Below are 20,580 nucleotides of genomic sequence, written 5' to 3' on the forward strand. Positions count from 1 at the left end.
CAAATCTATATAACAAGCTACATACAACTACTACTCATGACTCCTTTAAATCCCAAAAAGCTCCTCAACAGTAAATGGACTGCGCTTAAGCCCGAGCGCAAAGAAAAGCACTTTTTGATTCGAGAAGTCGAGTTTGATGAGGATGGCCAAGTGATTCACTGCCTCGTGGAAGCCATCATGACCAAGCGAGAATTCGAAATTGACTGGCGGGATTTAAAAAACACCGCCCGCTGGCAAGCGGGCTGGTGCTAACACATTAACTAGAACTGATCTGGGCGCAACATGGCGTCGTGGCCGCCGTCGACAAATACAATCGATCCAGCCATAAAGCTGGCTTTGCTGCTCAAGATAAAGCACACCACATCGGCGATTTGTTCAGGCTTACCAATTGAACCCATCGGTACACTGTCACCAAAATCTTTCATCACTTGGCCAAGATCTTTATCGGCGAGAACTTTATCACTAAGCGGCGTATTAATAATGCCCGGCGCCACCGCGTTTATACGCACACCTTGCCGCGCATAGTCAGGGGCATTGCGACGCAGCCAACAACTTAACGCATGTTTTGAACCCGCGTAAGCAGTGTGGCCGTCTTTGCCGTCGACGAATTCGCAGGCCTGCGCTTCTTTATCAGCTAACAATAATTCGACGTAATCATCGTGCCCAACCATGGCCGCGGAATTAGAGGAAATCATCACTACACTGCCTTTGCGTTTCACGAGTAAATCGAGAAGCCCTTCAGTGACGGTTACGGCGGCAAAGTAATTTACTTTTGTGATTAGTGAAAAAGGTCGTACTGATGGTCCCAAACCGGCACAGGGAATAAAACCGTCGAGGCCGTTTGGTGCCAGCGCCCGAATGCCATCTATGGCCTTTTGTCGACCCGCCAACTCCGACAAGTCTGCACAAACATCACCCTCAACGAGGTCAACCACGATCACCTTGTGACCCGCGTCGCGAAGTTGCGATTTAATCGCCGCGCCAATGCCAGTCGCGCCGCCTGTTAATGCATAAATGCCCATTCCTTATTCCTTTATGTTTGGCAACAAGACTTATCCGACCGCAATCAAAGCCTCGTCAGCGGCCAACTTACTGCGCTCATATTTATGTGCGGGTGTATTAACGATCTCATCGAGCGGAGCGGCAACGCGAGAGCGCTGACTCTGCTGCTCATCTGCGGGCCCGTATAGAGTATTGCGCTGAAACGGTTGACGATTAGCGCGACGAATACGCGCCTCCATCTGATCTGGCGCCGTTTCCTGGCCGTGCACAGCACCTGCAGCGCGAGTGATAGTCTCATTCATCAAGGTGCCACCAAGATCGTTTACCCCGGCATTTAGCAACGCCTCTACACCTTGTTCGCCCATCTTCACCCACGAGGCTTGAATATTGTCGATCAAGCCATTGAACACCAGTCGCGCAACGGCGTGCATCAGCACCGCCTCACGGAAACTAGGCCCGCGCCGTGATTTTCCTTTCAGGTAAATCGGTGCTTCTGACGCCACAAAGGGCAGCGGCACAAACTCGGTAAAGCCGCCGGTTTCCACCTGTACTTGTCGAACCCGCAATAAATGCCGCGCCCACGATTGATAACTATCAACATGGCCATACATGATGGTTGCCGTTGAGCGCAGGCCCACCTTGTGAGCTGTCCGCATCACCGTCAGCCACTGCTCAGAGTTTATTTTGTCTGGACATAATACAGCTCGCACTTCGTCATCTAACACTTCTGCTGCAGTACCCGGCAGAGTGTGTAAGCCAGCTGTCTTTAATTTCTGCAAATAACTTTCTAGATCTAAGCCTAGCGTTTCAGCTCCCTGCCACACTTCTAAGGGCGAGAAAGCATGAATGTGCATATCGGGTGTAGCTGAGCGCAGCGTGGCCACAATATCGAGATAGGTTTGGCCGGTGTACTCGGGATGAATTCCGCCCTGCATACACACTTCACTGGCACCGCGCTGCCATGCCTCAATTGCGCGTCGCGATATTTCTTCGCCTGACAAATCATAGGGCCGACCGCGCAAATTCTCGCTTAGCTTACCCTTAGAAAACGCACAGAACTGACATTTGAAATAACACACATTGGTGTAATTAATATTGCGGGTAACGACATAACTCACTCGTTCGCCGCAGCGTTGCTGCCGCAGCTGATCCGCCGCGCGACACACCGCAGCAAAATCACTACCACGGGCGCTAAACAGGCGCACAATATCAGCTTCGCTTAACGCTTCCGCCTGAAGTGCCCGGTCAATTAAGTGGCCAATATCTGCAGATACCGGCCCGTAGTTCTTTAATGAAGCAGACTCGGATCGCAGCAGTGCCAAGTCGGCAGTTGGTGCGGCCACATCCTGCCCCGCAACCCAGTCATCCTCCTTGGGAAGACCTTGACCATCGCTTAATTGTAAAACCTTGGTATGCAGCGCGGCATCCAGCCAGCGCGTGTATTGCCGCACATACGAAGGGTAGATGGTCAAACGCTCGTGCAGAAATTTACCCGCGCCGGCGGTTTCTTGCGCCAGGTTTTCCAAGTGCGGCCACGGCGCTTCGGGATTGACAAAATCGGGCGTAAGCGGCGACACGCCGCCCCAGTCGTTTAAGCCCGCTGCCACCAATTGCGGCAATACACCTGGGCTCAAGTTCGGCGGCGCTTGAATGCTCATGTGTGCGCCAAAAATCAAACGCGCTACCGCGATGGTCCACAGCAACTCATTTAAATCTGGCTCAGGCGCCGTCGCCATTTTGGTATTGGGTTTAGCGCGAAAATTCTGAACAATAATTTCTTGAATATGGCCGTAGCGCTGATGCAGATCACGCAGTGCCAAGAGAGATTCCACCCGCTCGCGACGGGTTTCACCAATACCAATCAAAATACCAGAGGTGAATGGCACCGATGCTCTACCGGCTCGCGCAATTGTTTCTAAACGCAGTGCGGGGTCTTTATCTGGAGAGCCGTAATGCGGCATGCCCTTTTCGCAAAGTCGGCTTGAAGCAGACTCAAGCATGATCCCCATTGAGGCCGAGACCGGCCGAAGCATCGCGATTTCCGCATCGTCCATGCAACCTGCATTTATGTGAGGTAGTACATTGGTTTCTGCCACCACTCGAGCAGCAACATGAGCGAGATACTCCAGTGTGCTGGCAAAGCCCATCGCCGCCAAGGCATCCCGCGCCGCCTTATAGCGAAGTTCAGGCTTTTCACCCAAGGTAAATAGCGCTTCCTTGCAGCCCATGCTCTCTGCCACTTTGACTTGGGCCAAAACGTTATCGACCGGCAAATAGGCCTGCTCTATTTTTTTAGGGGTTTTCGCAAAGGTACAGTAATGGCAAACATCGCGGCACAGATAAGTGAGCGGAATAAATACCTTGCGGGAATAGCTGATGCCATTGTAAAAACTGCGATCGCGCAAGCCTGCCGCGGCCGTCATCAGCGCCTGGGTTTCGGTCATGTCGGCAAGCGCTAATGCCTGTTCAGTGCTCAGGCCATCATCGCTTACGTGAGACAGTATTGCCGCAAGTGCGTGTTCCACGGCTAGCCCTTTGCTCATACTACGCTCCACGCGGGTACAGGTGTATTTGCTGCGCCATTAGCCAGTTGTTTTAGTCTCTGCGCGATGCCATTTTGATATAAATAGGCCAAGGTTCGCTCTGCGGCGGGCAAGGCATTCATAGCCAGCAAGCGCTGCAGATCCTCCTGGGTATCAATGTCCTGGGCAATGCCCGGCAGGGAAATAACTTGTGCGGGCAACGCCATTGCCATGGCTGACGCTTGATGCGCTGCGCAGCTGTCGCGGCCATACGACAGGGCCGGAACCCGCGCCGGATCACACATCAAAATATTACTGCCGCGACCATGTCTATCCGTGGCGATACTCACTGCGGAAGGATGAACCTGTGTTAGTGCAGCGTGCTGGGAAATCAGTAAATCCAACTCCTTCTCACCCAGCAGCGGTAAATCGCCGTGTACCACCATTGCCACACTCACCCTAGATTGGCTCTGTGTGTGTGTCGCCATTTCCTGTAGCGCCGCCGCGACGACGCCATTTAAGCCAGTGTGACCAAGACCGCGCTCAGACCAGCACTCTATACCAAAATGTTCCGCCAATAATTGCGCAGCGGGATCATCCGACACCACCACAATACGCTCAAATCCCGGATGCGCAGCTAAGACCGTCAGAACGTCTTCCACCATCGCATGAAATAAACCTCGGCGTTCCGATACGGTCAAACATCCGGCAAGACGCTGCTTGGCCTGCACAAAATCTTTTAACGGCAATAGTGCCCACATAGTGTTATACGCTTCTGTCCGTTCACTTTTATTATGAGAGAGCTTTGCACGATTGCTATTTTATCCTCCGCCAGAAAACAAAACGCCGCTTCCTGCAAAGATCTCTATGAATGTGTTTTGCCAAGGTGTTATGCGAAAACCCTCAAGCCCGCAAGCTTGCCGCAAATGCCAACACCTCTTTTGCTAAGGAAATCTTGCTCTCCATATCCGTCATTAAACTCGGCGCCACACAAACCGCTAAGCCCATGGCCGCAATGTCATCCATGTACTCCGCATCGGCCTCATCCAATACAAAGCCATCCAGCAAATCACCGTAATACTCCGCCACCGCCAGCGCCGTGGCTGGCATATCTAATTCCCGCATCATCTTCGCCGCAGGCCCCTTCACTGCACGGCCTGCAATAATTGGTGACACCGCGATAACAGGCGCCGACGACGCCTTTAGCAAACGCCGGCAATCAGGCAAACTCAATATCGGATCAATACTGACAAAGGGGTTCGACGGGCAAACTACAATGGCCGCCAAGCTTGCATCCGTCAACATCTGGCTTACCAATGGATTTAGTTCAGCTGAATCCACACCCTCAAAACGCAGGTCAAGTACTTCGGGCTCACATTTATCGCGCACAAAATAATGCTGAAAATCCAGCCAACCCTGAGCGGTATTCACCTTGGTCGCTACCGGCTGCTCAGTCATAGGCAACAGCGTGTGACAAATACCCAAGCCCGTCGCTATGCGCTGCGTTGCGGTAGACAAGGTTTCGCCGGCAGCCATAAGCTTCGTTCTCAGCATATGGGTTGCCAAATCCTGGTCACCAATTTGAAACCATTCATCACCACCCAATCTGCGCATGGCAATGAGCGTTCGCCAGGTCTCGTCCCGCAAGCCCCAGCCGCGCTCCTCGTCGTTTAAATCCGCAAGGGCATACATCACCGAGTCAAGATCGGGGCAGATGCGCAAATCCCAATAATCAAAATCATCGCCGGTATTTGCCACGATTGTCAGTTGCTCAGCAGCTAACACTGCCGCTAAACCTCGGCATAGCTTGGCGCCACCAACACCACCACTCAAGGCCAATACGCCGCCGCTAAATGCTGTTCCCGCGGGGAGACTTACCTCAGCCATTAGCGAAACATATCCTTCTCTCGGTCGCGGATTAAAGACGCGGAGCCAAGCGCTGATGGGCGCAGTGTTGCACCGCGAATCAATACCACCGGCAGCGCCTCGTCACCTTGCCCCATCATAAAAGACGCCGCTGCGGCTAACTCATCGGCCACAGCAACCTCGGTAATTTCCAGTGGTCGGCCATACAAATCTTGCTCGCCAACGCGATTTTCCAATGCCTCAAATCCGGCGGTACCAATCGCGAAGCCCATGGTGCCATTGCGCCAGGCGCGGCCGGCGCTGTCGTTGATCAAAATATGGACGTTTTTGCCGGTGCTCGCCGATAGCGACGAACGCAATGCAGCCGCGCTGCCATCGGGATTTTCGGGCAACAATAGCAAACGCGGATTCTCGTCATCGCTACTTATATTGGAGCGATCAATGCCCGCATTGGCGTGCACATAGCCGAGTACATGTTCAACAATCACCACCCCTGGTCGGCGACGAATAACCTCGCGGGATTCATTTAACAAGACCTGCATATGACGCGGATCTTTATCGCACTGCGCCGCCAAGGCAATCGCCTCAGGCCCCGGCTCTACTTCGTTTAAATAGGCGTAACGGCCTTCCGCTTTAGACACAATTTTTTGCGCCAGCACCAAAACATCACCATCCTCTAGCGCCCATTCGGAGTCATCCAAGGCCTTGAGAATAAGATCCGCCAGATTATCGCCGGGTTCCACCATTGGGATCCCAGCCAGCGCGTGAATAAGCAGTGACGACGTCATGTGGGATTAATGGTCCAAGCCCGTTAATTTAATGCCAGCGTGACACTTATATTGCTTGTTGATAAAGATCAGTAGCGAGGTCATTGCCTCAACTGCGGCAGCATTAGCGATGCTACCGGCGTGAAAACCACGCAAACCCGCCGCCTCGACGAGCTCAATGACTTTTGCACGCGCTTCTTTATTATCGCCGCACACCAAGACGTCGCAGTCCATCCCTTTGCCATCTTGCAAATGCACTGCCGCCACATTCTGAAAGGCCGACACAACACTAACCCCCTCACCCAAAATATTCTGGGCAATCTGTCCCGCTGAGCCTTCAGCCGGTAGCTGCACACGGGCAACCTTTGGCGGTAGCAAGGGCACGGTCACATCAATTAAAATTTTGCCCTGCAAAGCGGCCTTAACACTAAGCAGCGTGTCAGCATGGTGAGCAAAGGGCACAGTTAACGCGGAAATATCTGCCGCATTGGCCGCAGCGACATTATCCATTGCCCTAACCGATACGTCCCCTACTCCGCGCTCTTGCATTAACTCACGCAATTCCTGCGCCGCAGTCTCGGCTTTTTCCTGGGTGCGTGAACCGATGATGATTGGGTAGCCGGCCTCGGCCCAACGCCTCGCCAAACCCGTTCCCAAGCCACCTGTACCACCTAAAATTGCCACTACTGCTTTTCTTTCACTCATGTAGAAATCTCGCATTGTTATTCAGTTTGTCATGCAAACTGCGACGTCTAGTGCTCATTATTTAAGCGCCGAAGTAAGCAAAATACCGTGTATATAAGGTTTAGTGTATACATGTTGACCCAGCGAGAATACTGTCAAAAACGGTCTATCATCAAACAAATCTGATCGCTTTAGGCATTCAAAATAACAATACGCGGGTATTCCAGCCCAAATCGTTCTCATTTAATAGGAGTGCCCACTCAAGCTGCATTTAATCAGTTGCAAGCGCTCAAACAATTAAGCATTACAGATTAGTCCCTTCAGACTACCCCTGCCGCAAACCACGCTACAGGCCACGTACTACGGCAATTTCATACCGGCATAGAAAATTGACGTCGCTGTATATTCCATTTCCGCGCGATCAAAATACGGTAAACTTAACGCAGATTGGCCTAGCTAAGCTTAAACAGCTGGAATTGTTTTATACCGAAGCAAGCAGCGGAATGGCACAGCCTACAAAAAAGCTTATCAAATCACATGTGCGACGGAGTGGGAATGCAGAACAGACTAAACTTTAAGGGCCAAGTTGCTATCGTGACTGGCGGTGGCAAAGGTGTTGGCCGTGGAATAAGCGAACGCTTCCTCGAAAACGGTGCTACCGTCATTATCTGCGGCCGCAGTGAGCCTGATGAGCTACCCACCGCAGATGGCAATACCGCTGTATTTCTGCCACTGGATGTGCGGGACGCCGACGCTATACAGAGTTTCGTCGATACTATTGTCCGCGACTACGGTCGCATCGACGTGCTCGTCAACAATGCCGGCGGAGCGCCAGCCGCTGACGCCGCCACCGTGTCGCCAAGATTCTCAGAATCCATTATTCGACTAAACCTACTGGCTCCGCTGAACTTCGCACAGTCCTGCAACAAAGTCATGCAAACCCAAGACAGCGGTGGCGCTATTATCAATATTGCGTCGGTAAGCGCAGTCCGACCATCGCCAGGTACTGCGGCCTACGGTGCTGCAAAGGCGGGCTTAGTTAGCTTATCTACCTCTCTCGCCGTTGAATGGGCGCCCAAGGTGCGCACCAACACCATCATCGCCGGGCTCATTCGCACTGAACAAGCTCACCTGCATTACGGCGACGAGGCGGGGATCGCTGCGGTAGGTAACACGATTCCACTGGGCAGAATGGCCGTACCCCAAGATATCGGTGACGCCTGCCTATTTCTAGCAAGTAATCTCGCCGCTTACATCAGCGGATCAACCCTAACCGTGCATGGTGGTGGCGAAAACCCGGCATTTTTAGGTGCCGCAAACGCAGAATAAGCGCCCTATCAAGCTCGCCGTTAAGCGCTATTTTCCTCACAAATAGCGCGTATCAGCCTTATTGCGGTATCCCCCCTTAAAGATGTAGTGAATTACCGCAATTCACTACGCAATCTATGTATTCAGACCTCGGTAATTTCGAATAATCACGACATCATCACCGGAGTACATTGTCCAACAAGTAAGGAGTTAAATTTCTCTCGACGCGACGATCGACTATCGCCAGCCGCCGACAAAAAAAACGAGGCGCACCATGACACCCAAGCAAATAGCTATCGTTCAATCGCAGTTACAGGCAGTGAAGTCCATCGGCAAGCCTTTTGCCAAAGTCTTCTATGCACGTCTGTTTCAGTTGGCACCCGATTTGCGAAACCTATTTAACTGCACCGACAATAGCAAAGATCGCAAACTCATCAATATGCTTTGTACCACTGTGCATTCACTGGACAATATGGATGGACTCAAAGTGGTCGCCCACAACATGGGGCAGCGCTACAGCGAGCAAGGCGTCAGTGATCGTCACTACGATTTTTTTATACAAGCCATGCTAGAAACATTAGAGATGGCGCTTGGCGACGATTTTAGCGGTGATGCTAAAGCCGCCTGGGTTAGCATGCTAGCCATGTTAAAAGAGACGCTGCTAGAAGCGAGTAGCTATCGCGAAATTGAACATACCGAGTGGGGCCATGAGGTTCCGATGGCATTGGTGGGTTAGTTATTCGGCGCCAATGTAGTTTGAAATACTGAATACAAAACAAGAAAACGTGCATCGACTCCTATTGAAACCCGAATCGATGCCGTTACGCTATCAAATGCTTTTTGCGTAAACAGTAACCACCGCCGCGCCGCCTAAACCAAGATTATGCTGCAAAGCCACCTTCGCACCGGCAACTTGTCTCGCCCCAGCCTCTCCGCGCAATTGTTTTGTTAATTCAAAACACTGTGCTAAACCGGTTGCTCCAATGGGGTGTCCCTTAGACATCAATCCACCAGACGGATTTACAACAATTTTCCCGCCATACGTATTGTCGCCATCGGCTACGAAACGACTCGCTCCTCCTTCCGAACACAGCCCCAAGGCTTCGTAACTAAGCACTTCGTTTGTGGTGAAGCAATCGTGAAGCTCAACGACATCCACATCCTCCGCATCAATCCCTGCCTGCATATAGGCTTTAGTTGCTGCCTGTCTAGTCATACCCGACCCCACCAACTTCATCGGATCGCTAAAGCTATCGAGCTTATCCGTAGCCATGCTTTGTCCCGCAATGACGACACCTCGGGTAATACCGTGATGCTTTGCAAAGTCTTCGCTGCATATAATCGCAGCCGCCGCGCCGCAGGTTGGCGGACAGCACATTAGTCGGGTGAGATAGTTCATATATAGCATCGGTGAGTTCATCACCTCGGTAAGCGAAAGCGGCGTATTGAATAAGGCATAGGGGTTATTCACCGCATGATTACGGGTTTTCACCGCTACCTGCGCGAACAACTCAGGTTTTGCGCCATAGCGTTCCATATAGCTATGGCCAGCAGCGCCAAAACAACGGAGGGCCAACGGGGCGGCTGGGTAATCTAGTCTGTCTAAGGCTTCGTCAAAAATAGTAAATGGCGATTCTCTATCATCCCACTGAGAAGCAATTGCCCCGCTGGGCATTTCTTCAAATCCCAGCGCGAGCACACAATCCACTTCACCACTTAGAATTGCTTGCCTAGCAAGATAAATCGCGCTAGAACCCGAGGAGCAATTATTATTGACATTAACCACCGGAATACCGGTCATGCCAACATCATAGATCGCTCGCTGACCACTACAGCTATCGCCATATATATAGCCGGCAAATGCCTGCTGAACATCTGAGTAATTTAGACCCGCATCTTTTAATGCATCACTTACTGCCTCGCTAGCCATCCTTCTGTAGGGCGCTTGCTTTCCGGGCTTGGCAAATTTCACCATGCCCACACCGGCGACAAGAACCTGATTCATTAAACCCCCTAATAAAGCGCTAGTAAGTATCGACTTTGAGCTAGAAAATAAAAAAGCCGCGCTTTTCGCACGGCAAAAAAATTAATCGTATTTATAATCAAACGTAATGCCGTAGGTGCGAGGATCGCTGACGTATCGCGTTACGATGTCACTTACCACCTGAACATGCCCCGTGGTCGCGTACTCGTTAAATACGTTTCGGCCGTATAGCGTCACCATCCATTTCGCATCTGATCGTCCAAAACGCAAACGCGCATTTGTGATAGCGAAATCATCATGTGCAAAGAACGGGTCACCATCCAAGGTAGAATTGGTTTCATCTTTAAAGCTGTAATCTACCCCAACACCGGCCTCATATTCGCTGCCAATTGGTAAGCTGTAATCCGCTAAAATCGTATAACTCAGCTTCGGTGAATAGTTAAATTCACGTCCCGTTAAATCCGCTGGCTGACCTCGGGTATTAAAAGCATTAGGGAACTCTTTAACCTCGGTCTCGATATACGCACCTGCGGCAGAAAGATATAAGCCTTCAAACGGTGATCCTGATATATCTATTTCAAAGCCTTTGACTTCGGACGATGGCGCATTTTGTAGCTGTGGTAGCGAGCCGAATAGCGGATCTTGAATACGCGAGAAGAGCTGCTTGTCGACATAGTCATAATAGAAAGCGGCAGTATTGAGCTGCAAACGACGATCAAAGAAGTTTAATTTAGCTCCAATTTCATAGGCGTCAACCTGCTCTTGGCGGGCGGGTACATACTGTCCCTGATCGGTGGTATTTGTGACCGGGAATGAACCTGATTTAAAGCCCCGTGACCGAGACAAATACATCAGTACATTGTCATTCGGCGTCCAATCCCCAACGAGGCGCCAAGACAAGCTGTGCTCCTCTAGATTATCGGTGTAACGATCAAACTGACCATCTTCGGTAAGCGTAATACATTCACCGGGTGTGGTGACATCTGGAGTAGTTAACGCAAGTAGCGCGCGCTGCAGTGACAATGCACTGAACACGAGGTTTACATTGGTATTATTATCCTTGGCGTCATCTGCTAGGCAGCCGTTGAAATCCCGTTCCTCATCGGTGTAACGGGCTCCAGCGGTCACTTTTAATGTGTCAGTAAATTGCCACTCGACATTACCGAAGGCAGATTGAGAACGGTATTCCATTTCACCATCACCAATGTAATAGCTTCCCAATAGACTTATATCGTCAAGCCCCGGTAAGGCGCCGACAAGGGGAACAACATAAAAAACGCTGTTGTTATCACTAGCACCAAACAGGCGATAATCCGTTCCGGTTTCATGTGGGGTAGCATGCAGACCCGCGGTCCAAGTAACTGGCCCATTGAATAGCTCGGCGCTTCCCGTTAATCGGAATTCAACGTCGACATTTTCAATTTCAGAGAAAAGCGTAGTTTCTATATGTCGTTCGGAATAAGACGAGGCGGGAATTTCGCTGCCGTCTGCTTCAAAATTATTATATGAAACCAATAAAATACCTTCGACGGTCTCAGTAAACATCCAAGAAAGACGCAATGCCGCCTGATAGAACGTTTCATCCTGGGTGAAATCGTAGGGCTTACCATTTACGTCTACACAGGAGGAATGCCCCTTACAAAACTCGGCGGCACGTGGGTCATCAGAATCTGGAATAAAGGGATAATTCTGCACATTAAGCGACGCAAGCAAATCGCTTTGTGGATTTTGCGCATTAAAATATACCGGCTGTCCGGCACGGCTATCACTGCGATCTCGCCACCCGGCCAACATCAACCGCACACTCACATCGTCGCTCGCATCCCAATCAAAGATGGATCGAAGAGAAAACTTATCCTGCTCACCCAGCTCGCGGCTGCGATCTGTATTACTGTATTGCCAAGGATCGCCCTGCAAAATATAGCGCCCAGCAAAACGATATCGCAAACTGTCCGACACCGGGCCACTTACATAGGCTTCTAGATCTTTGCGATCAAATCGACCGTAGGAACCGCTTACGCCCGCCTCAAAATTCTCGGTAGGCTTTTTAGCAATGTAGTTTATGGCACCGCCTGTTGTGCTTCGGCCAAATAGGGTGCCCTGGGGGCCTTTCAGAATTTCGACCCGCTCGACATCAATATTAGGCCCTTTGGACATAATGGAGTACGGCATACTCACTTCGTCGATGTAGACCCCAGTTGTCGGGCTAGCAAAATAGGTTGAATCTGGAAAGCCAACACCACGCAATGTATAAACCGGCGCACCGTACCCACCTTCAGACGCTGAAAAACCTGGAACAATGATATTGAGATCACGGGTATCAGTTACGCCTAGGATATCCAGCTGCTCACCGTTCAGCGCAGTAACCGCAATAGGGACATCATTTAGATTCTCCTCTCTCCGCTGCGCCGTAACCACCACCTCTTCAAGCAGGGCATTGCGGGTTCGCGGGTTCTTTTTAGCTATACCGTCCTGTGCCTGTGCAAACGTGGCTGCCGCCATCATTACGGAAAGTGAAACGAGGCTAATAACAAAAGGGGGACATTTCCTTCTATACTTTGGGGACATATTTTATCTCATCCTTATTTTTATATTTTCATGCGCTCAATGAAATAAATCTAGCCTGCATTGAACAATCTGAGTAGCAAGTTCAGTTTATGTAAAATACCGCTATGTCTCACACTACCCATTTGTGCAGTTTTAGAATTTTCTTACCGAAATCTAAACCAACGGAATATAAAGTCAGACAGCCTTAGCTAGCCTTTGTATGGCGAAATCAATATAGAAATTCAAACTATCTGGATTTTTCATAGAACCCGCACTAGCCACCTCAGCCGCTTTCGCCCCCTTTAGTAACTTCCTGACCGGCACTTCTAGTTTTTTCCCCGTTAGGGTGTAGGGCACTTCTGCAACAACGACAATCTCGTCGGGTACGTGCCGCGGAGAACACTGCACTTTCAACTCTGACTTAATCGTATTGCGCAAGCTATCATCTAGCTCAACCCCGGGTTCCAAAGCCACAAATAGTGGCATATAAAAACCACCATTTTCAGTCTCGACGCACACGATAAGACTGTCAGCTACACCCGCTACGGCTTCGACAGTGCGGTAAATTTCTGCGGTACCAATACGAACACCAAAGCGATTTAAAGTAGCGTCGGAACGGCCATATATATAGCAACCTCCCCGCTCATTGATTTTTATAAAATCACCGTGCCGCCAAACGCCGGCTATATCTTCGAAATAAGACTTTTGATAGCGCTCGCCATCTTCATCATTTAAAAAATATAATGGCATCGATGGAAATGGTAGATCGCAAATTAGCTCACCCACTTGATTGATACATTCACGCTGATGATCATCGACAGACTTTACTGACATACCTAAAGCCCGAGCCTGTATTTCTGCAGCATAAACTGGCTGCGTCGGTGTGGCTGCCACAAATGCACTTGCAATCTCAGTACCACCACTTTGGGAGGTTACCCACATATCTGACTTCACATTCTGATAAAACCAATCAAAAGTAGACGGCATTGACGGCGAACCACCAACCAATACTGTTGATAATCTTGTCAGCGCAAAATGATCCTTGGGAACAATATGGTTGGCCTCCATTAGCTGTACATATGTGGGACTAGCCCCAAAGTGCGTGGCGTCACTTTCTTCGGCCAAACGCCACAAGGTATCGGTACTGGGGTAAACCGGGCTACCGTCATATAAAATAATTCCTGCTCCCGACAACATCATGCCGACTAGCAGATTAAACATGACCCAGCCCGTCGTTGTGTAAAAGAAACTATTGTCGCCAGGCTTCAAGTTCATATGAAGACTCATGAACTTCAACATTTCGATTAAGACGCCAGTATGCGAATGTGCAATGGCTTTCGGTAAGCCTGTCGTACCTGAGGAAAAAACAAACCAAAGGGGATGTTGCGCACCTACCCGTTCAAATTTAAATCCGTCAACACCAGGGTCCTCGGTACTCAGCAGCGTCGGCCACGTTTGAACCGGAAGTTTGGTATTAAAGGCCGGACAATCGCCGAGCACATCTAACCGCACCAGCTGTTCAACTGAGGGCAATTTAGCAAGCAAATCCGACAGCACCTGTGTGCGATCAAACCGGCTGCCGTTAAAGGTGTAACCATCGCAAAAAAGGACCAGCTTTGGGCTAACTTGCCCAAGCCGGTCAAGAATCGCCTGAGTTCCGAACTCAGGCGCCGCATTGCTCCATACCGCGCCAACGCTTATCGTTGCAAGCATCGCGACAACTGTTTCTGTGCGATTCGGTAGTACCGCGCTGACTTTATCGCCTGGTTTAATTCCCAATGAGCGCAGCGCTGTAGCGACCCGCCTCACCTGCTCATGTAACTCATTCCAGCTAAGCACGCTGAGCGAATCACTTTCTGACATCGCCGATATCGCGGGATGATCCCCTTTATGCCGGAGAATATGTTCCGCAAAATTCACCTTACTCCCGGTAAACCATGTCACCCCAGGCCGCATTTCGCGGCTGCTCATAACCTGCTGATAAGGGGTATCCGATATCACCTCAAAATATCGCCACAGCGCAGCCCAAAAGTCTTCTGGCTCCGCCACCGACCACTGCCAAAGCGCACTATAGTCATCACAGCTCGCAATTCCTTGCTGGTTCAACCAGGACATCAAGCTTGACATATTGCTGCTAGCAACAAATTCCTCTGTGGGTGACCACAAGCATTGACCTTCCTTTACAGCCATCAGACTCTCCTTCTTATTGCTGACGCAGTGCGGCGATCTTTGTTCGAACAACTTCGGGCTCTACAAAACCAGGTAGCTCTGCGTAAGCCCATTTGCTATCTAGCGCCGCCGCCTTACCTGAACTCTCCTGCCAAAATTCGGCTGAGAGCGATACCAAATCTGTATTGTCACTACCGGCATCATCACCCAGGCAATAGTATTGCTGGCTATCAAATTTTGCGCCGACCAACGGTTTGCGAAAGGCAAATTGCCAATGATAATTTTCAGCGACATTCGCCAAGGGTTTATAAAGCTCAACGCTGGCACCCGCATTTAAATCCGACTCAGACAAGGTGCTGACAATACCCGCTATTCCCGACGGCTTTAGCTGTCTCACGGTGTCCGCCAGATACACTGAGGTCGAGTCAATATCGAGGTCAGACAAGGACTCAATTTCCGCGGCGGGGTTGGCACGGGCATGCGCCCACGAAATAAGGGCGGCATTCGACGGAATCTCTAGCACCACCTCCGAGTCTACCATCGCGCAACACACTGTCATCCACTCCAGCATATCTGCGCGTAAATCCTGGTTTGTCAGAAATCGCTTTATCGCAAAACGAACACGACTTTTGCCGGTCATTGTTTGCAAAACATGGGGATGCCTATCGATCCAGCTGTCTAAAAACCCCATCAAGGGCACACTGATTCGATCAGCTTCGAGGATACCCTGAAGCTTTTTATATACTTCGGCGAACTCGGTATTATTAGCCCACGGTAGCGCCCTACCGCCGCACAGTACATGCTCTGCGAAAGCGTGGGCATTAAGCCAAATTGCCGGACCTGTCTTGTTTTTTTCTACTATCATTTTTTATTCACCTATCAACAATTTCGAAAGCCCTTAAGATAGCGTTTGCAACGCCGCAAGCTGCGATTTTAGCTGCTGGATCTCTACATCCTTTGGGTCCGGCATGATGATAGGAGGCAACTCGGACGGCAGCGCCTTACCGAATGGCCCGCAATACAACTCTTCGGAGTTATTCCAGCGACCAAAGAACGGCACCGCCGGTGGTGGCTCAGGATTGACACGTGTCGCCATAAATTCATCCCAGCTGATACCTTGGGCAAGTCGACCCTTGAGTATTTCTGTGCGGCGCTTCGCGGTCTCTGCCTCATCGATGGCGTAGGTTTCGGCGTCGTAAACAACACCGTATAAATCGCTCGCCGTCTCTGCGCGGATAAGCCCCTCTTCCAAATCCTTAATAACCATCTCAGGATCGCGATCTAACACGTCGCCGTAGCCACCGCCGCCACCTTGGCTGGTCATGAACAGCTCGCCCTCAGGGTACAACTCGAATGCAACTGCCATCGAATGACTGCTGTATTCCGCTCCCTCGATCAAGCGGTCATTCATAATGCTTGCCATCGACGCTTCGAACAGTTCTGGTGTTTCTTTCAATACATTAAACAAATTTTTACCGCGTACTCTCACCGTACCGTAGGTAGGGCAGGCATAGCCGCCATAAAGACCAAAGGTAGACGGGAAGTAAGAGCCACCAGTAAATGTCTGAAAGCCAAATGGTTGCTCGCCGTAACGCATAAGGCCGTATTCATAAGCCGCCCCGCCTCGAAACTTGCCGAAGCCGCAGTTACCCGGCCAAATTCGTTTAGATATCGCATATATGAATGGCAACTTCTCTTCAGCATCTTCACTTTCGCCGATATCGACATTGGCACCGAAACACGGTGCAATACTGTGTTCACCATCCTCGTCGCACTTCGCACCACCGGCCATGCCATTGAGATCACCACACATATTCCCGCAGGAATCCTGATGCTGAGTTACCCCTCCGTAAATTATGGCGGCTGGTTGGTTAAACCAGCCCGCTTTGGTTTTGCCATACTTCTTAGGTGCACCGAAATACAATTTGGCAAAGGCCAATTCTGCAGCCGTCATAATCTTGAACATTGGCTGAATGCAGAGCGCCACCGGAACCTGATCTGAGCAATCAGCAATCGAGCCAGGGTCAGTAATAAATTCAAAGCAATCAATAATCGCTTGTGCACACGGCATATCAGGCCAAATATGGTGAGCAAGCGTTATGGCTACACCCAGCACCTGGGTACTCAACAAACTATTGATGGGGCGATTAAATAATTCCGGAGAGCTGCCACGCAAATCAACGATGACTTTGTCACCCTTCACGGTGAAGCAATACATAACTTTTAATAAGGCGGGCTCGCGCATGGTATCGTCAATATAGAATTGTGTGCGCACAGTGCCGTCGGGCAATTCCGCAATGCGACGACGACCTTCGTCGCGCATAAATTCCACATTGCTTCGCAAAAATCCAACAATTGAATCTATGCCGTAGCGAGCAATATGTTCTTTACCTCGCCGCTCCATTCGGCAGCAGGCCGCTAAGCGCGCTTTCAAATCTGCCAACATGGTTTGTGGTTCACGGCAGCTATTCTGAAAAAACGTCACTAAATCCGTTTTTAGGGCATAGTTCTCTACCATTTTAATCGGCGAGCCACGTAGACCTTCATCCCAAGGCGACTCGATCATCGGCCCCATGCCGCCTGGCACACGCGCACCAATTTCTCCTTCATGCATGGCACAAACACACCAGCTAACAATTTCTCCGTCATGGAAAATGGGCATAAAAAGATGTTGATCAGGGCTGTGAATACCACCGTAGTGAGCATCATTTAGCAAGAAGCCGTCGCCCTCATGGATACCCACCGTGTCATCGGCCTCAAAATATTTCCGAATGAAGCGAATGGGATAATGCAGACTTACCGTAAACCCGGCCACGCCGCGAGTAGACGCGAGTGAAAGATCACCCGCCGCGGTAAAGTAGCCAGTAGACATATCTGCGCATTGCGCAGCGGGTGAAGCTACTGTCATTTCCGCAATTTTAAATGTTTCGTCAAGTGCTGCACGCAGGCCGGAGCGGATTTCAGCGTATAAATTACTATCCACCCCAGCGCTTAACACTTGCTCTTCATGCAGCGAGCGCGCAGCAACATGATGATTACGCTGGATCGCTGGATCGGGACCTAGGAAGGCCCTATTTTTACTCAGAAAACGATCAACCAATTCTTGATCATCAGCGGTATCAGGATTTACCAAATTTGTGCTCATTGTTATTTTCCTCACTCCAATGCTGGGGAGCCGTCAATTATTAATTTACTGTTCGAGCGTGTCGTTTTCACAAATAAACCACACCGCGCCTTGAGCGGCTGCAACATAGCGCCAACCGGGTTCTACTAAGTAGGTGGTTTCTCCGGGGTTAACGATTGCCGGACCAGAGATTTCAACACCTTTACTCAGTGCGTCAGGACCGTATATCGGCGTGCGGATCGCTCCGGAATGCCCATTGAAATAGCACTCCCGATAGGTCACCGGTTCCGGCGGAGATAGCCGTTCGGTCGGCGGTCGCAAGTCTGAAAATTTCACTGTACCTAAATCCACGCGGGACACGACTCGAACGGTAGATACCCATACTCCCGATTCGGGCGACACAATTTCACTCCCATATCGCTTGGCAAAATCTGTGTTCATATATTCAATCGCCGCCAACACTTCCTGCGGTTTTTTCAATCGTCGATTTTCAAGTTCGATACTCACTTCCATCTTTTGAATACCGTAACGCATGTCTAATTCTAGAGAGTACTGAATATCCTCTTCACGGAAGCCTTGACGGAGCAAATCAGCGCGCCCCTTCTCTTCCAAAGATTCAACCAAACGATTGAAGGCACTGTATTCCGAATAAAGTGCGCGGGTATGTTTATTGTAAAAACCCAGCGACACGTTTTTTTCATGGATATGCATTTGATCTAAACCCGCGCCGCCGCATGCGGAAAACACACTGCTGTATGGCGGCGCGAGAATTTTCTTAATACCCGCTTTGTCGGCAATACCACAAGCGTGCAAAGGACCGTTGCCACCGTAGGCTAGAAACACAAAATCGCTGGCTTTGTAGCCGCCGCCATTTAGCTCTCGAACGAGACCGGCAGCCATTTCACTATCGGCCATTGATTTAATAAGGAGGGCTGCATCAAGTTCTGAAATATCCATTTCATCACATATATCCTCGAGCGCCTGATAGGAGCGACGAGTGTTCAATGGGATCGCACCCTTGGCGTAATTTTCCGCATCTAAGTAGCCCAAAAGTAAATCGGCATCGGTTACGGTAGGGTTCATTCCACCTCGGTCATAGCAAGCTGGACCGGGATCGCTACCGGCACTTTGAGGACCGACACGCACGGTATTAAAAATCGTGTCGTAACTTGCAATAGAGCCGCCACCGGCACCCAATGTCACTAGATGCACCATGGGTAGCGACACCCGCCACCGGTCGACCACGGGGTTAAAATCGTAGTGTTTAGTGCCGCCGTCAGTAATTAAGCCGATATCAAATGAGGTTCCCCCCATATCACCGCAAACGATATTTTGAATATCACCCTGTAGTGATAATTGGCCTGCTGCGTGTATTCCCGCCACAGGACCGGAGTGCAAGGTTTTTAATGCATCGGTGGAGTTTAACTGGGCCATCCCCCCCGAGTTGTGTACTAACAACATGGGACGTGTGTAGCCGTTTTCGCGAAGATTTTGTTCAAGCGCACTCATCGCAAAGTACATTGTAGAATGCAAAAACGCGTCAACTATAGCTGACGAACTCCGAACATATTCACCCTTGCGCCCCACCACTTGATGAGACAACACCATGGGTATTGCACCGAGCATCGACGACGGAAATTCTTCTTCGAATATTTCCTGAATACGCAATTCGTGCTCAGGGTTTTCTACTGAGTTGATGAGGGTAACAACAAGGGCCTGAACACCGGCATCCACCAACTGTTTGAGTTTTTCTCTAACGTCGGCTTCGTCCAAATCCATTAATATTTTGCCGCGATAGTCCATACGCTGCTTTACAGAACGTATGCGCGAAATTGGCACCAGGGGATCAGGACGCTTGGCCCTAGACATATCCCTGGCTTGCTCGTCTGAAAGGCCATCGCAATAGCCGCGACCGCGGGAAATAGGAATCGTGCTTTCGAAACCCGTTGTAATCAAAACGCCAACTTTAGGGCCCTTGCGTTCGATAAGTGCATTGGTACCTAAGGTTGTCGCATAGCGCACGGAATCTACCGACTGCAACAACTGGCGGCGATCTATGGTTAGAATTTCACAAGCTTGATCAAGGGCGTCATTAAAACCCAGCGCCAAATTATGATGGCTAGTCAGCGCCTTGGTTTGAATAAACTGCTCGCCCCAACTGACAAAACAATCTGTAAATGTGCCGCCGATATCTACTGCTATACGTTTCATTATTGTGCCTCCAACTAAGATCGAAACGCAGCGGTAGTCGCTGAATTGGCTTGCAAGTCAGATCCGCTCCACTTCTCTTTCAAGGAGTCGATATCAAGTTCCAAGTCATGAAGCGGTGCGTGGCCGGGGACGGTGTATTCAACGTCCATCATCAAGCCGCAATTGGGACAGTAAAACTCATATATCACGCACACTTCGGGATCCGGAGAAAAACAAAACCGATACCGCTCTGGATCGAGCAATGGGTGATGCACCTCTCGGGGGTTACGATCATGAATGAGTAAAAAACGCTTATAATTCTCTCTTGCCGATCCTAAAACGTGATCGCACCTATCGCATTCCCACATCTCTTTTTGAAGATCGACACGCAAATATTCCGTCGCTAACACCTTCATT

The 20,580-nt window shown here is 50.3% G+C and carries 16 protein-coding genes; 3 read left to right on the forward strand and 13 right to left on the reverse strand.

Annotated features, from left to right (window positions below):
- The first annotated feature begins 36 nt into the window (after positions 1-36).
- Entirely contained in the window at positions 37-252 is a 216-nt protein-coding gene (locus KXJ70_RS03710) for a TIGR02450 family Trp-rich protein (protein WP_219042098.1), read from the forward strand.
- Positions 253-260: 8 nt separating this feature from the next.
- Here KXJ70_RS03710 and KXJ70_RS03715 read toward each other — a convergent pair whose 3' ends face one another.
- From KXJ70_RS03715 to npdG, 6 genes are all read right to left on the reverse strand, one after another.
- Positions 261-1,022 (reverse strand): SDR family oxidoreductase, encoded by a 762-nt coding sequence (locus KXJ70_RS03715; protein WP_219042099.1) that lies wholly within the window; start codon positions 1,020-1,022, stop codon positions 261-263.
- Positions 1,023-1,052: 30 nt separating this feature from the next.
- Positions 1,053-3,545, reverse strand: coding sequence for a 5-amino-6-(D-ribitylamino)uracil--L-tyrosine 4-hydroxyphenyl transferase CofH (gene cofH / locus KXJ70_RS03720; protein WP_219042100.1), 2,493 nt, complete (start codon positions 3,543-3,545; stop codon positions 1,053-1,055).
- Positions 3,542-4,285 (reverse strand): 2-phospho-L-lactate guanylyltransferase, encoded by a 744-nt coding sequence (gene cofC, locus KXJ70_RS03725; RefSeq protein WP_219042101.1) that lies wholly within the window; start codon positions 4,283-4,285, stop codon positions 3,542-3,544. Before cofC ends, cofH begins: the two co-directional genes overlap by 4 nt.
- 142 nt (positions 4,286-4,427) lie before the next feature.
- A complete protein-coding gene (gene cofD / locus KXJ70_RS03730) occupies positions 4,428-5,411 on the reverse strand; it encodes a 2-phospho-L-lactate transferase (protein ID WP_219042102.1) in 984 nt (327 codons plus the stop codon).
- On the reverse strand, positions 5,411-6,178 hold the full coding sequence (gene cofE, locus KXJ70_RS03735) for a coenzyme F420-0:L-glutamate ligase (RefSeq protein WP_219042103.1): 768 nt from the start codon (positions 6,176-6,178) through the stop codon (positions 5,411-5,413). Before cofE ends, cofD begins: the two co-directional genes overlap by 1 nt.
- Before the next feature lie 6 nt (positions 6,179-6,184).
- Positions 6,185-6,862, reverse strand: a complete 678-nt coding sequence (gene npdG, locus KXJ70_RS03740) for an NADPH-dependent F420 reductase (protein ID WP_219042104.1) — start codon at positions 6,860-6,862, stop codon at positions 6,185-6,187.
- A 534-nt stretch (positions 6,863-7,396) separates the two neighbouring features.
- Here npdG and KXJ70_RS03745 point away from each other — a divergent pair.
- Positions 7,397-8,170: an SDR family oxidoreductase gene (locus KXJ70_RS03745; protein ID WP_219042105.1), complete on the forward strand. Its 774-nt coding sequence runs from the start codon at positions 7,397-7,399 to the stop codon at positions 8,168-8,170.
- 253 nt (positions 8,171-8,423) lie between these two features.
- Positions 8,424-8,885, forward strand: coding sequence for a globin domain-containing protein (locus KXJ70_RS03750; protein ID WP_219042106.1), 462 nt, complete (start codon positions 8,424-8,426; stop codon positions 8,883-8,885).
- Between the two features lie 93 nt (positions 8,886-8,978).
- Here the strand turns inward: KXJ70_RS03750 and KXJ70_RS03755 are convergent, their stop codons facing one another.
- The 7 genes from KXJ70_RS03755 to KXJ70_RS03785 form a co-directional block, all read right to left on the reverse strand.
- Positions 8,979-10,154 (reverse strand): lipid-transfer protein, encoded by a 1,176-nt coding sequence (locus KXJ70_RS03755; RefSeq protein ID WP_219042107.1) that lies wholly within the window; start codon positions 10,152-10,154, stop codon positions 8,979-8,981.
- An 81-nt stretch (positions 10,155-10,235) separates the two neighbouring features.
- A complete protein-coding gene (locus KXJ70_RS03760) occupies positions 10,236-12,701 on the reverse strand; it encodes a TonB-dependent receptor (RefSeq protein ID WP_219042108.1) in 2,466 nt (821 codons plus the stop codon).
- Positions 12,702-12,875: 174 nt separating this feature from the next.
- The gene (locus KXJ70_RS03765; protein ID WP_219042109.1) at positions 12,876-14,870 is read right to left on the reverse strand and encodes an acetoacetate--CoA ligase; all 1,995 of its coding nucleotides are present in this window, start codon (positions 14,868-14,870) and stop codon (positions 12,876-12,878) included.
- A 13-nt stretch (positions 14,871-14,883) separates the two neighbouring features.
- Positions 14,884-15,714 carry a hypothetical protein gene (locus tag KXJ70_RS03770; protein ID WP_219042110.1) on the reverse strand — a complete coding sequence of 277 codons (831 nt, stop codon included), beginning with the start codon at positions 15,712-15,714 and terminating at the stop codon, positions 14,884-14,886.
- Positions 15,715-15,747: 33 nt separating this feature from the next.
- Positions 15,748-17,994 carry a hydantoinase B/oxoprolinase family protein gene (locus tag KXJ70_RS03775; RefSeq protein WP_219042111.1) on the reverse strand — a complete coding sequence of 749 codons (2,247 nt, stop codon included), beginning with the start codon at positions 17,992-17,994 and terminating at the stop codon, positions 15,748-15,750.
- Between the two features lie 45 nt (positions 17,995-18,039).
- Positions 18,040-20,184 carry a hydantoinase/oxoprolinase family protein gene (locus KXJ70_RS03780; RefSeq protein WP_219042112.1) on the reverse strand — a complete coding sequence of 715 codons (2,145 nt, stop codon included), beginning with the start codon at positions 20,182-20,184 and terminating at the stop codon, positions 18,040-18,042.
- A gap of 14 nt (positions 20,185-20,198) precedes the next feature.
- Positions 20,199-20,579, reverse strand: coding sequence for an acetone carboxylase subunit gamma (locus KXJ70_RS03785; RefSeq protein ID WP_219042113.1), 381 nt, complete (start codon positions 20,577-20,579; stop codon positions 20,199-20,201).
- Between the last annotated feature and the right edge of the window lies 1 nt (position 20,580).

This window comes from Zhongshania aquimaris (genome assembly GCF_019312595.1).
In the GTDB taxonomy this organism is placed as follows: Bacteria; Pseudomonadota; Gammaproteobacteria; order Pseudomonadales; family Spongiibacteraceae; genus Spongiibacter; species Spongiibacter aquimaris.